The sequence below is a fragment of the Lysinibacillus fusiformis genome (assembly GCF_016925635.1).
Classification (GTDB): Bacteria; Bacillota; Bacilli; order Bacillales_A; family Planococcaceae; genus Lysinibacillus; species Lysinibacillus fusiformis_F.
Genome location: NZ_CP070490.1, coordinates 3,193,777 through 3,206,880 on the forward strand (window position 1 = coordinate 3,193,777; position 13,104 = coordinate 3,206,880).

General features: G+C 36.9%; 10 protein-coding genes. 3 read left to right on the top strand and 7 right to left on the bottom strand.

Translation table 11 applies throughout. The features are described 5' to 3' along the window. Nucleotides 1-2 precede the first annotated feature (2 nt). Nucleotides 3-1,409, bottom strand: a complete 1,407-nt coding sequence (locus JTI58_RS15530; protein ID WP_205442146.1) for a M20 family metallopeptidase — start codon at nucleotides 1,407-1,409, stop codon at nucleotides 3-5. A 25-nt stretch (nucleotides 1,410-1,434) separates the two neighbouring features. Further along, complete coding sequence (locus tag JTI58_RS15535; protein WP_205442147.1) at nucleotides 1,435-2,670, bottom strand: MFS transporter; 1,236 nt, start codon at nucleotides 2,668-2,670, stop codon at nucleotides 1,435-1,437. Between the two features lie 278 nt (nucleotides 2,671-2,948). On the opposite strand from JTI58_RS15535, the gene JTI58_RS15540 reads away from it, so the two are divergent. Continuing rightward, nucleotides 2,949-3,812, top strand: a complete 864-nt coding sequence (locus JTI58_RS15540) for an AraC family transcriptional regulator (protein ID WP_205442148.1) — start codon at nucleotides 2,949-2,951, stop codon at nucleotides 3,810-3,812. An 87-nt stretch (nucleotides 3,813-3,899) separates the two neighbouring features. Here JTI58_RS15540 and fba read toward each other — a convergent pair whose 3' ends face one another. The 5 genes from fba to JTI58_RS15565 all read right to left on the bottom strand — a co-directional run bounded on the left by fba (nucleotide 3,900) and on the right by JTI58_RS15565 (nucleotide 10,183). Continuing rightward, on the bottom strand, nucleotides 3,900-4,757 hold the full coding sequence (fba, locus tag JTI58_RS15545; RefSeq protein ID WP_004232236.1) for a class II fructose-1,6-bisphosphate aldolase: 858 nt from the start codon (nucleotides 4,755-4,757) through the stop codon (nucleotides 3,900-3,902). A 45-nt stretch (nucleotides 4,758-4,802) separates the two neighbouring features. After that, nucleotides 4,803-6,716, bottom strand: a complete 1,914-nt coding sequence (iolD, locus tag JTI58_RS15550; RefSeq protein WP_004232238.1) for a 3D-(3,5/4)-trihydroxycyclohexane-1,2-dione acylhydrolase (decyclizing) — start codon at nucleotides 6,714-6,716, stop codon at nucleotides 4,803-4,805. A gap of 75 nt (nucleotides 6,717-6,791) precedes the next feature. Then, nucleotides 6,792-7,772 (bottom strand): 5-dehydro-2-deoxygluconokinase, encoded by a 981-nt coding sequence (gene iolC / locus JTI58_RS15555; RefSeq protein WP_205442149.1) that lies wholly within the window; start codon nucleotides 7,770-7,772, stop codon nucleotides 6,792-6,794. A gap of 41 nt (nucleotides 7,773-7,813) precedes the next feature. Next, nucleotides 7,814-8,632 (bottom strand): 5-deoxy-glucuronate isomerase, encoded by an 819-nt coding sequence (iolB, locus tag JTI58_RS15560; RefSeq protein ID WP_205442152.1) that lies wholly within the window; start codon nucleotides 8,630-8,632, stop codon nucleotides 7,814-7,816. A gap of 93 nt (nucleotides 8,633-8,725) precedes the next feature. Next, the gene (locus JTI58_RS15565) at nucleotides 8,726-10,183 is read right to left on the bottom strand and encodes a CoA-acylating methylmalonate-semialdehyde dehydrogenase (protein ID WP_205442153.1); all 1,458 of its coding nucleotides are present in this window, start codon (nucleotides 10,181-10,183) and stop codon (nucleotides 8,726-8,728) included. Nucleotides 10,184-11,124: 941 nt separating this feature from the next. Between JTI58_RS15565 and JTI58_RS15570 the strand changes: the two genes are divergently transcribed. Further along, entirely contained in the window at nucleotides 11,125-11,883 is a 759-nt protein-coding gene (locus JTI58_RS15570; protein WP_009370726.1) for a DeoR/GlpR family DNA-binding transcription regulator, read from the top strand. A gap of 44 nt (nucleotides 11,884-11,927) precedes the next feature. Next, a complete protein-coding gene (locus tag JTI58_RS15575) occupies nucleotides 11,928-13,094 on the top strand; it encodes an MFS transporter (protein ID WP_243456068.1) in 1,167 nt (388 codons plus the stop codon). The last annotated feature ends 10 nt before the right edge of the window (nucleotides 13,095-13,104 follow it).

Genomic DNA, 13,104 nt, shown 5'->3' on the forward strand with positions numbered 1-13,104 from the left:
TGCTACGAGCGAATTTTGTATTGCTTGACGTCTGATGGGAGTGGGGAAGTGTACACCTCACCAGCTCGACGTTCAATTAATTCTGCCTTCGCTTGTTCAATTAATGCTGGTTGTAGAAGAACATCCAGTGCTGTGGAAGCCATAATTTTACCTGCGTGAAGCATGCCTTTATGTGCTAAGGAAGTTGTTCCTGTCGCTACAATTTGCCATGTATGAAGAGGGGTTCCAAGTGGTTCACATGCCGTCATACATTGTGCAGTTGGAACAAGCCAGCTAACATCACCAACATCTGTAGACCCAGCCATAAATTCATCTGGCTTGAATGGGTCAATGACATCCGCCATATCTTTTCCAGCTAATTCACGATTTCTTTGCACATCCACCTTCTTTTCCTCTTCCGATAATGTTTCACGAATAGCCCTTGCAAATTGTAGTTCCTCATCTGTATAAGAAGGTACACCTAATTTGACGAAGTTTTCGTGCATAACCTGTTCTAATGTTGTATTAGGTATCACATTAGAAAGAGCTGAGGCTAGATCAATGTCTACCTCAGTACCAGTCATCAGAGCAGCACCTCTTGCAATATCACAAATACGTTGGTAGATATCCTCCGTTTGAGAAACTCGTGGGGCTCTTACAAAATACAATACTTCTGCCTCTGCTTGTACAACATTTGGAGAAGAACCGCCTGTATTTGTAAGGGCATAATGGACCCGTGCTTCTGGAATGATATGCTCCCGTAAATAGTTTACTCCGATATTCATCAGCTCCACAGCATCAAGAGCACTTCTCCCTAAGTGTGGGCTAGCAGCTGCATGGGCGCTTTTGCCTTTAAATTTAAAATATACTTCGTAACAAGCAAGTGTAGCAACCGACATGATATTATTCGTTGTTCCTGGATGCCAAGTCAAAGCAATATCGACATCATCAAAAACGCCCTCTCTTGCCATAAAGGTCTTACCACCGCCAATTTCTTCGCCAGGACAACCATAATAGCGAACAGTCCCTTTGATATTGTGCTCTTGCATGTAATCACGTAATGCAATAGCAGCAGCAAGTGAACCTGTGCCTAATAAATTGTGTCCGCAGCCATGACCGTTGCCTCCTACTTGTTGTGGATTCGGCAGTGCGATACCACCGCTTTGACTTAAGCCAGTAAGCGCATCGAATTCTCCAAGAAATGCGATGACAGGTTTGCCGCTACCGCAAGTTCCCATGAAGGCGGTTTCAATTTGCGCAACACCTTTATCCACTTTAAATCCTTCATCCACTAGTGCCTTGCATAATAGTTCAGCAGATTTAAACTCTTCAAATCCTGTTTCAGCATACTGCCAAATTTGATTGCTCACTTCAATTAATTTTTCTCGTTTTTCTTCAATAATTTGAGATAGTCTACTATGTTTAGTCAAATAAACTCACCCTTACCTTTCTTTTTTAAGCATGATCAATTAAACTACTATTCTTTGATGGAATTCTATAGAATACCGCACAAATTACAACGATGACTAGGGCGCCAATCAGGAAGAAGAATGCTGCTTGGAATGAACCACCAAAACCATCAATAAGGGCACCCATGGCTGTTGGTGCAATAAAACCCGCCATACCACTAGCGAAATACATCATACCTAAAAACGAGCCTATGATTTTTTGAGAAACATACTTAAGTGGAATGGCTAAGATTGCCATTGAGATGGCTGCATCACCGATTGAAAAGATACTTTGATAGGAAATAGCTAACTGAATACTTGATGCATTGAACATCATATACAAGCATAGGCCCGAAACAATGGCACCAACAAAAACAATTACTTTTTCTTTTCCGGCCAGTGCCTTATCGATTAAAAACCCTGTGATAATAGCTGCGATTAATCCACAAGCCTGTGGAATCATAGCAAGTGATCCTACTTCTCGTAAATTTAAATTCCGAGTTTGTTCCAAATAGGAAGGTAGCCAAGAGGAGAATCCCCAATGGACTGTACTTGAGCAAAAGTACATCACGACAAGAACCCATAAAAATGAACTTTTATAGAGCTCTTTCATTGGACGACCATCCGAAGTTTCTGCTGCTGTTGCCTGTTGTTTGACAAGCTTTGGTGGATTGTAAAACTTAAATAATAAAAGAGTGACAATTAAGCCTACACCACCAATGATGTAAAACATTGCGCGCCAGCCCCAAGTATCAGCAATTAAACCAGCCAAATATAAAGCAAGAACGCCACCAATTAATTGAGCTGCTAGTAGCATCGATTTAGCTCGAGCACGAACATCCTTTTTGAAAATTTCCGTAATGGCAACACCACTACCTGTCGGCAAACCACCATCACCAAGACCGAGAATAAAACGAATAGCTAAAATAGCCATAAAAGAGCCAATCATCCCAGTCAGTAGGGAGAAGAGGGAAATCATGAATACAGCAATAACAATTATTTTCCTTGAGCCAAACTTATCAGATGCCCAACCTGCTAGCAATGTCATCAGTGCACTGCTTAGCCAAAAGCTACTGATGACCATCCCGCTTTGTGTTTGTGTTAAATGCAATTCTTTACTGATGGGGATGATGGCCACATTCATGCCGAACAATGTTAATGAATCGACTAGCCATGCTAGAAATAGTAGTGAAAAGATAAAATTTCGTTTGCCAACACTCAGTTGCGTATGTAAATCATTCATTCAATTCTTCCTCCTTTTTAAGACTCTTTATTTTTATTTAAGGACAATAAAGGTCTTGTCCGTTATTATAAATACATTATTGTTATTTTTCAATATATTTTGATTTCGAGTACAATGAAATTTAGAGGAGAAAGAGAAAAAAGTGTATATAAAGGACGAAATTAAGCAAGGAGAGTAGTCCATAAAAAATACTTCCCTTATAACCTGTCCAAAGTTAGCATAAAAAGACAGGTTATACAGAAATATCTATTTTATGATGGAATCAAGGAGTGAGAGCAATGAGTTGGATTGAGTCGATTCAAAAGGCCATTAATTTTATGGAGGATCATTTATTAGAGGATATTACGATTGAACAGATTGCACAGGAGGTTAATTCATCGGTCTTTCATTTTCAACGAACATTTGCCATTTTAACAGATATGTCTATTGCAGATTATCTACGTCGAAGAAGATTAACATTAGCTGCACAAGAATTAATGGGTACGGAACAAAAAATAATCGATCTCGCCTACAAATACGGCTATGAAACTCCTGAAGCCTTTACCAAAGCGTTTCGTAAACAGCATTATGTAACGCCTAGTGAAGCAAGAAAGAAGCAAGGACCATTACAATCATACAATCGCCTGGTGATACAGGTAAGCTTGAAGGGAGCAGAACCAATGAAGTATAAAATTGTAGAAAAAGACAAGTTTCAAATTGTTGGTGTAAAAAGAACGTACAACTGTCAAAATGGAGAGAACACACGGGAAATCCCTCTATTTTGGCATGAAGTGAATCAAAGTGGCTTTGACCATCAGTTATATCAATTAAATAATGGCACTATCAATGGCGTACTAGGTGTTTGTGTACCAAATACAAGCCAGGGACAAAAAGGCTTCATTGATTATTGGATTGCTACTGATCATGTAGGAGAAGTAGGAGAAGATCTCTTAACAATGGAAGTACCTCCATCCAAATGGGTTATCTTTGAGGTACATGGCCCTATGCCAGATTCGATGCAAAATACGTGGAAACAAATTTATTCAGAGTGGTTCCCATCCAATCCATACGAACCAGCAGGAACAGCGGAGCTTGAGGTTTACCCTGAAGAGGACGCCTACAGCCCTGATTCATACTCAGAAATTTGGATTCCAATAAAGTAAAGATGAAATGGATTTGGTCAACGAATAGTTGACCAAATCCATTTTTGTTGTAATGATGCTTTATGGAATATAGTTCAATACAAGATGCTAAGCTTTATTAAATGAATTAAATAATTGTATCTTTTCAAACACAACTCTTTCGATAGCATCCATACCTGTCTTTAAAATATCTGGTGGGTTATATAAATTTTGATTATTTGTAAGTATTTCACGAATAGCTTGAGCCCATGCTTGATTACATTCAGTATTTACGTTTATTTTAGCATGGCCATATTCAATCGTTTGAATAATTTGATGCTCAGGAATACCGGAGCCGCCATGTAAAGATAAAGGAATATCGTTTAGATGTTCAGAAATTTCTTTCATTAAATCAAAGGCAAGCTGTGGTTCGCCTTGATAAGGTCCGTGAACTGAGCCTAATGCAGCTGCTAGTACATCGATATTTGTCGATTCAACTAACTGATAGCATTCGTTTGGATCTGCATACTTAATACCTGAAGTAACACCATCTTCTGTTCCACCCACAGAACCGATTTCTGCCTCTACTGAAACGTTATACCTTTTGGCATAATCGACAACTTCACGAGTTGTAGTGATATTATCCTTTAAGGGAAGCTTAGAGCCATCGTACATAACAGAACTATAGCCTGCATCAATGGCTTCCATGCATCGTTCAACTGTAAAACCATGATCTAAATGGAGGGCTACGGGTACTGTAATGTTCATCTCTTTTATCATTCTATCGGCTGTAGCAGAGATTAATTTAAATCCACCGAGATAATCAACGATTCGATCTGATGATGCTAAAATTACAGGTGATTTTTGTTGTTCAGCAGCACGTAATATGGCTTCTATCCATTGGAAACTATTAATGTTAAATTGTCCAATAGCATAATGGTTTTTTTTTGCCTGTGGCAATAAATCCTTTAATGTGACAAATCCCATAACATTCACCTCGTCTTCTAAAAAACTATTATTTATTTTGAAAAATTAGTATTGTTGTGCTGCTTCACGATGATGTTGGTTTTCTTCATAAGCTTTTTGAATCTTTTCATTGTTTGATACTTCAGCTACACCAACATTCCACCAAGATTCGTAGCCATCTGTCATTGTTTTTGGTAATACCTTCATTTCAATTAACGTGGAAACAGTTTGCTCTTTAGCATCTTCGATTGCGAATTTCAATTCTTCTACCGTGTTAGCACGATAAACCTTTGCGCCATATCCTTCTGCGACCTTTGCATAATCAATATTTAATATTTGATTATTAGCTGTACGGAATTCAGTAAAGAAGCTACCGCTACCATGGCCCATTTGTAAGTTATTAATGCAGCCAAAGCCAGAGTTATCGAATAACATTACATTAATTTTTTTATTGTATTGCAAAGCGGTTACAAGTTCTGAATGGAGTAAAAGGAAACTGCCATCACCAACCATTGCATAAACTTCTTTTGTAGGTTCTGCTAGTTTAGCACCTAATGCACCTGCAATTTCATAGCCCATGCAAGAGTACCCATACTCCACGTTATAAGTATTTGCTGACTTAGGATTCCAAATGCGTTGCATGTCACCTGGTAAAGAGCCGGCAGCTGTCACCACGATGGCAGCATCATCAATCGCATCGTTGATCGTGCATAATGCAGTAGTTTGAGCGAATGTCGTATTTAATGCATCAGCATACTCATTAATAGTAGATTGTGAGAAATGGTTTTTAATTTCTGGATCAAAACCTTCACGTGTATATGTCACATTACTTAGGCGATTGCGTTCTTTCGTCCATTCTTCTTTTAATTCCACAATTCGTGTGCCGAAAGTGGATTGGTAATCATGTAATTCTGCCTCTAACAGTTCAAGTGTTGCGCGAACATCTGCTACAACTTGGAAGGCATCTAATTTATAAGCTTGAAAACGATTAATGTTAATGTTTAAAAACTTAGCGTTATCAAAATCAAATGCCGTTTTTGATGCTGTCGTAAAATCTGTGTAACGGGTCCCTAGGCCAATAATTAGATCAGCTTCTTTGGCAGCTTTGTTTGCTGCTAGAGTACCTGTAACACCTAAGCCACCTAGGTTATTAGCGAAATTTGCAGCAATAGTCGATTTACCAGCCTGTGTTTCAACTAAGGGGATATGGCATTTTTCGGATATACGCGCTAATACTTCTTGAGCTTCGGAATATTTAGCGCCGCCTCCAATTACAAAGACTGGTCGTTTACTTTTTTTAATAAGCTCGAGGGCACCTTGTTTTTCACGTGCTACTGGTGCTTTACGATCTAAATAATGGACTCGCTTTTTAAAGAATGCTTCATCGTAATCGAATGCTTCACCTTCTACGTCCTGTCCAATACAAATAGTTGCTGGGCCTGCAGTTGCTGGATTTGTCATTACTTCAAATGCACGAATTAAGCTAGACATCAATTGTTCTGGTCGTGTAACACGATCCCAATAGCGGGAAACAGCGCGTAATGCATCATTAGTAGAAATATCTGCACTGTGCTCATGTTCTATTTGTTGTAAAACAGGATTTGGCTGTCTACTGGAGAAAACATCACCAGGAAGAAAGAGTACAGGGATATTATTTGCTAACGCTGTTCCAGCTGCTGCTGCAAGGTTTGCAGAACCAGGGCCTACAGAAGTAGTCACTGCGTAAATTTGTTGACGCAGCTTTTGTTTACTGAAGGCAATAGCTGCATGTGCCATGCCCTGCTCATTTTTTCCTTGATAAATTTTTAAATCTTCCCCATATTGTTCTAATGCTTGTCCGATTCCTAAAACATTGCCGTGCCCAAAAATGTTAAAGATTCCATCTACGAATCGAAATTCTTTTCCATCAATATGGATATATTGCTGTTTCAAAAACTTTACTAGTGCTTGCCCTGTTGTTAGACGAATCTTTTTTTTCATATATTAAAACCTTCTTTCTAAAATTAATAAGCAAATAAAGATGACAATCTACTACTCTGAGGCATACTAGTTTAATTAAGAACGATCTTTAATAAGATCTTCAATGTCTTGTACTGTTGGCATGGCTTCAGATGAACTATGCTTACTAACGACTATTGAAGCGGAAGCACTACCATACTTTAGGGCGGTTTCATAATCTTTTCCGTTAACGACGGCATATAAGAAAGCAGATGCATATGAATCACCAGCACCGAATGTTTTTAATACTTGGGTTTTATAAGCTTGACCATGATATGTGGCTCCGTTTGGTTCGTAAGCGTAAGAGCCATCAACACCATGTTTAATGACAACTAATTCTGCATCATGTGCAAATAAATGTTTTACGGTGTCATCATTGTTACCTGGTGTAGCTAAATTCTCCATTACATCGTACTCATCACGAGTACCAATCACAACATTTGAAAGCTGCGCTACTAAGGAATAGTAAATGGAAGTTTCTTCTTGTGAATGCCAAGTGTAAGGACGATAATCTAATTCGAAAACAACTTTAACAGCATGTTTTTTAGCTAAGCTAATTGCTTTGAATACCGCTTCACGAGAAGGGCTAAGTGCAAGAGCTGTACCTGAAACAAGTAAAATTTTGGTCTTTTTAATGTAATCTTCGTTTACTTCAGAAGGCTCTAAATATAAGTCCGCTACATGATCACGATACATTAATATGCTACATTCACTAGGGCTAAGAATTTCTGTGAAAGCTAAACCTGCTTTACGGCCCTCTGTGTCAAACACCATATTGGAAGTGTCCACACCTTTTTCACTCATATATTGTTTAATAAAACGACCATGTTGATCTTGCGGGATTTTACCAATAAATCCAGCCTTCAAGCCAAGTTTACTACTACCAATTGCGATATTGGCGGGTGAACCGCCAACGTATTTTGTAAAAGTCATCGTTTCTTCCATTGGGCGATTGTATTCGTTTGCATTTAAGTCGATACAGGCACGGCCAATTGCAATAATATCAAATTCTCTATTTTGATTAAATATCAGTACCATTGGGGTCTCTCCTTTTATTAGATGAAATAAATAATACAGTTTTATGGACGGTGAATAATCCATTCATGATCTTTATCATTATTGAATTTCCAAATACGAGTTGGACCAGCCATAACATTTAAGTAATAAGAAGTATAACCATCAGGAACTCCTACAGGGTGATAACCTTTTGGCACAAGGACCACATCCCCGTTTTCCACAGCCATTGTTTCATCTAATGAACGGTCATCAGTGTAAACACGTTGAAAAATAAAACCTTGCTGTGGATTGATTTCGTGGTAATAGCTTTCTTCTAAAAATGATTCTTCTGGCAAATTGTCTTGATCATGTTTATGGGGAGGGTAGCTTGACCAATTAGCTGTTTCTGTAATTACTTCTACAACAAGCAAGCTATTTGCTGATGGAGTTGAATCAGGTAAAATATTATGAACTAAACGTTTATTATTGTATTTACCGCGATTTTCGATACCATTATCAGATGCTTTAATGAATTTTGTAGGTAATTCTTGATCAGATGGGGCATAGCAAAGAGCGACGCGTGCTTTTGTGTTCGCTGTGATTTTCAATGATTTATTATGTGAAATATAAACACTATCTGTTGGTATTTTTTCAAAAACAGATTGACGTGTTCCAATTTCTTTATAGCTGTCTTGGCCATCTGTTACAGTGATTTTTCCAGTTAAAGCTACAATACATAGTTCTAAATCCGTTAATGTTTCTTTGTAAACTGCGTGTGGCTCTAAATCTAGCATTTTAAAACCAACATATACTAATTCAGAGTTTTCTTTTGTTACCTCATGCACTAAAGTTACACCTTCAGCAATTATTTTATTGTCAGGTTTTCTAAGTAATTGACTCATTTATCGTCTTCCTCCTATTTAGAAAGGGTTTCCAATTAACCTGTAGAAAAAAGAAGGGAAGTGGGAGAGACTTCCCTTCTTTTTTTGTTTCATTTATGAAAAATCGGGTTCGTTGTAACGAGCAGTTACTACTTTTTTACGCGTATAGAAATCTACTCCGTCTTTTCCGTTTGCATGTAAAGTTCCGTAGAATGAAGACTTCCAACCGGAGAACGGGAAAAATGCCATTGGCGCTGGTACGCCTAGGTTGATACCCAACATACCTGCATCAATATTTTCACGGAAGTAACGAACAGATAATGCACTTGTCGTAAATAGACATGCTCCGTTAGCGAATTCTGATTGGTTAGCATATTCAACGGCTTCTTTTAAGTTTTTCACACGTACGATTGATAGCACTGGTGCGAAAATTTCCTCTTTCCAAATCGTCATATCTTGTGTCACATTTTCGAATATTGTAGGACCTAAGAAGTAGCCGTCTTCATTTTGTTCACCACGTCCATCACGTAGAAGCTTTGCTCCTTCAGCAATACCTTTTTCAATGTAATTTAATGTACGCTGCTTCGCTTCTTCTCGGATAACAGGACCTAGGAAGATACCATCATCTAAACCATTACCCATTGTAATTTCATCAGCTGCTTTTTTTAGTCTAGCTATTAGCTCGTCAGCGACTGATTCTTCTACAGTAACAACTGCACAAGCCATACAACGTTCACCAGCAGAACCGAATGCAGCACTAATAATTTCTTTTGTAGTTAAATCTAAATCTGCGTCAGCTAGTACAGTTGTATGGTTTTTTGCACCTGTTAAAGCTTGTACACGCTTTAAGTTTTGGCTTGCACGTTTATAAACATATTCACCAACTGGCTTAGAACCAACAAATGATACAGCTTTCACAACTGGATGATCTAAAATACCATTTACAACATCATGAGCACCATGAACAATGCTAAATACACCTTTTGGTAAACCAGCCTCATCTAATAGTTGTGCTAATCTTTCAGCAAGTAATGGCGTTTTTTCAGATGGTTTTAAAATAAATGCATTACCAAGTGCGATTGCCATTGGGAACATCCAACATGGAACCATCATTGGGAAGTTAAATGGTGCAATACCGCCAACTACACCGATAGGGTAACGATAATTTGTTGCCTCGATATCAGAAGCGATTGTTGCAAGAGAATCACCCATCATTAAAGTAGGAGCACCTGCTGCAAATTCTACATTTTCAATACCACGACCAACTTCACCAAGCGCTTCTGTATAACTTTTACCATTTTCTTTTGTGATTAAAGTAGCAAGTTCTTCTTGATGTTCTTGTAATAAGTTATGGTATTTGAACAAAATACGCGCACGACGTACAACAGGTGTTTTCCCCCAATTTTTTTGTGCTTCTTGTGCTTTTTGAACAGCTTCTTCAAAATCTTCTGAAGTGGAAAGTGGTACTTGTGCTAATACTTCTTTCGTTGCTGGATTGTATACATTTTCATATTTATCTGTTCTACTTTCTATCCATTCACCATTAATAAAGTTTTTCAGTTTTCTTGACATGATAAGGACCTCCTCTTATTCAAAAAAATTAGTATTTTTTATATAGAATGTTTTAAAATATTTCAATCATCGTACATCATTTAAAAACAGCACTTTTTCAAAATCGATGTGCCATTTACCTGCACCAATAGTAACAAAAGTTATCATTACATTTTTGAGTAAATGACACTATTAACCTTGAGTGCTGATGTTAATAAATAATAGATGGAATTCTCTCCCATCTTATGTGTACGATGATGGTAAAGATAACGACTTTATCATTTCGTTTAATTCAAGTCCATATCGTCAATAACCATTTTAGTAGGATCGTGTTGTGTAACAATTTGATATTGGATGTTCTATGATCTTGAAATGCTTTTAAACTAACGTGATTGTTACATCTCAAAGTTGTCTTAACGCTACTTAAGTTCGCTTTTTGTTTTAACTAAAGGTATTTCCCCACTCCCTTACTACATTCTAAGAGGCAAACAATAATCATTGCATCTAGCGAATCAAGATAAAACAGAATATTTATTATTGACTTTAAATTCAGTTTTCTTGTTTCTTGAGACGAGTATAGCATATAAAATTCAAAAAGTTAACAATAAAATGATTACTTAATGATATATTTTGGGTTAAATTTGATTATATTGTGGTAAACTTTAATAATTAATAGAGGATTAGAGATTTTTAAAGGGGAGGTAATTGAACGATTTGGATATGTTTTGGATATATTTGATAGCAGTGAGTTGTAAAAAATTTAATAGATACAGAAAGTGCATCTAGAACATAACTGCATAATAATAGGCTATTTGGAGAAAAGAAATAAAAATATAGATGATTGTCAATTTTATTCTATGATATAGTATGTAAAATAATAAAAGCTACTAAAGGTATTAGAAATTGGTAAACAAATGAGTGCATTTTGGTAGTAAATAATATATAAAAGAGGAGAATGCCCTATGATGAAGTCACAAAGGATAAAGGCGATTTTAGACTATGTTAGGCAACAAGAATCTGCATCAATCGATGAGCTAGTGGAAGTATTTAATGTTTCCAAAAACACCATTCGACGCGATATTCAAGAGTTAGCTGCAACTGAAAAAATTACCAAAATACATGGAGGTGTATCGATTTCTAATTCTCAAACGGTGCCTTATCAAGATCGTAAGGTGAAAAAACTTCATGAAAAGAAACAATTAGCGCAGCTGGCAGCACAATTTGTGGAGGATAACGATATTATTTTTATTGATTCTGGTACAACAACACTGGAAATGCTTGAGTTTATTAAAGATAAAAGAATTACCATTATCACAAATAATCTTGACTTTACGTTGGATGCAACATACTATCCGAATTTAAGTATTTATTCAATGGGTGGAATGTTTGAACGTTCTACTCGATCTTATGTAGGTACAGAGGGGGTAGAAAACCTTTGTAAATATAATTTTAATAAAGCTTTTATGGCATCGACAGGTATTTCATTGCCAAAGGGAATTACAAATTCCGCTCCATTAGAAACACCTATCAAAGCGAAAGTCATTGAGAGAAGTGAACAAGTTTTTGTGCTAGTGGATCATAGTAAATTTGGGAAATATTCATTAACTACTTATTGTGATTTTAATCAAATTGATTACTTAGTGACTGACCGAAAACCAGACAACATATATTTGCATCATAGTAAAGAATATAATTACAAAATTTTATATCCTGAAAAATAATCATTTATTTATAATGAATGATTAAAAGTATACGGAGTGATAAGGTGAAGAGATGGGATCAATTGCTATTTTTAGTTATTGCATTTATCTTTTGGTTTGCTCATTTTTTATATATTCCGATGTTATCTCCGTACATTGAGCATCTGGGAGGAACATTTACCTTTACTGGTATTGTGTTAGCTAGTTATGGCTTGATGCAATTTTTATTTCGTGTGCCGACGGGTATTAGCTCGGATTTATTAAATAATCGAAAACTATTTGTTGTGCTAGGAATGGCTATTAGTACAGCAAGTTGTTTAGCCTTTGCTTTAACAGAAAGCTTAGAATGGGTATTAATTTCCCGTGCACTAGCTGGAATTGCTGCAGCAACATGGGTTGCTTTTACGATTTTATTTTCTAATTATGCTGCAGATGACAAGTTACATAGCGCAATGGGAAATCTATCATTTGCACTTGTGTTTGCACAATTGCTAGGAATGGCGCTTAGTGCTTGGCTTGTTGAGGAGTTAGGATGGGATGCGCCATATTGGATTGGTACAATATTAGGGGGTATTGGGCTATTGCTTTCTTTCTTTATCTCAGAAGAGAATAAAAGACCAGTAAATAAGCCTATTAAGTTGCGTGAATTGGGCACGGTTGTAAGAGAACCGATGTTATTGAAAGTTTCTCTACTTTCTATATTTGCTCATAGTATTATTTTTACAACAATGTTCGGATTTACTACAGCATATGCATTATCTAAAGGATTACGACCAGCTGAAATCAGTCTTGTTGTATTTGCCTTTATGATTCCCCATGCCATCGCTACATTAATGAGTGGGAAACCATTTATCTTGAAAATTGGTAAGTGGCGTATATTGCAGCTAGCCTTTTTAACAACAGCTATATTTACGATGCTGATGGCTCTTATCGAAACGAAAATACTATTCTTATTTTTACAAATGATGAATGGCTTTGCCTTAGGTTTGCTATTCCCATTATTTTTAGGAATGGCGGTAGAGAAAATACCGCATGCCAAGCGAGCAACAGCGATGGGGGCTTATCAAGCTATTTATGCAATAGGAATGTTTGTAGGGCCGTTTGTAGCAGGATTGCTCAATACTTCATTTGGCTTAGAAGCAAGCTTTTATTTTTCAGGCTGTATCAGCATATTAGGATTTATATGTAGCCTTATATGGTCTAGAGAGATAAAACCAATTACGATGGAATAAGGAGTGTTAA

Coding starts and splice junctions, on each gene's coding strand:
- iolB (WP_205442152.1), bottom strand. CDS start 8,632: ATGAGTCAATTACTTAGAAAACCTGACAATAAAATAATTGCTGAAGGT.
- JTI58_RS15565 (WP_205442153.1), bottom strand. CDS start 10,183: ATGTCAAGAAAACTGAAAAACTTTATTAATGGTGAATGGATAGAAAGT.
- fba (WP_004232236.1), bottom strand. CDS start 4,757: ATGGGATTTGTCACATTAAAGGATTTATTGCCACAGGCAAAAAAAAAC.
- JTI58_RS15540 (WP_205442148.1), top strand. CDS start 2,949: ATGAGTTGGATTGAGTCGATTCAAAAGGCCATTAATTTTATGGAGGAT.
- JTI58_RS15535 (WP_205442147.1), bottom strand. CDS start 2,670: ATGAATGATTTACATACGCAACTGAGTGTTGGCAAACGAAATTTTATC.
- iolD (WP_004232238.1), bottom strand. CDS start 6,716: ATGAAAAAAAAGATTCGTCTAACAACAGGGCAAGCACTAGTAAAGTTT.
- iolC (WP_205442149.1), bottom strand. CDS start 7,772: ATGGTACTGATATTTAATCAAAATAGAGAATTTGATATTATTGCAATT.
- JTI58_RS15570 (WP_009370726.1), top strand. CDS start 11,125: ATGATGAAGTCACAAAGGATAAAGGCGATTTTAGACTATGTTAGGCAA.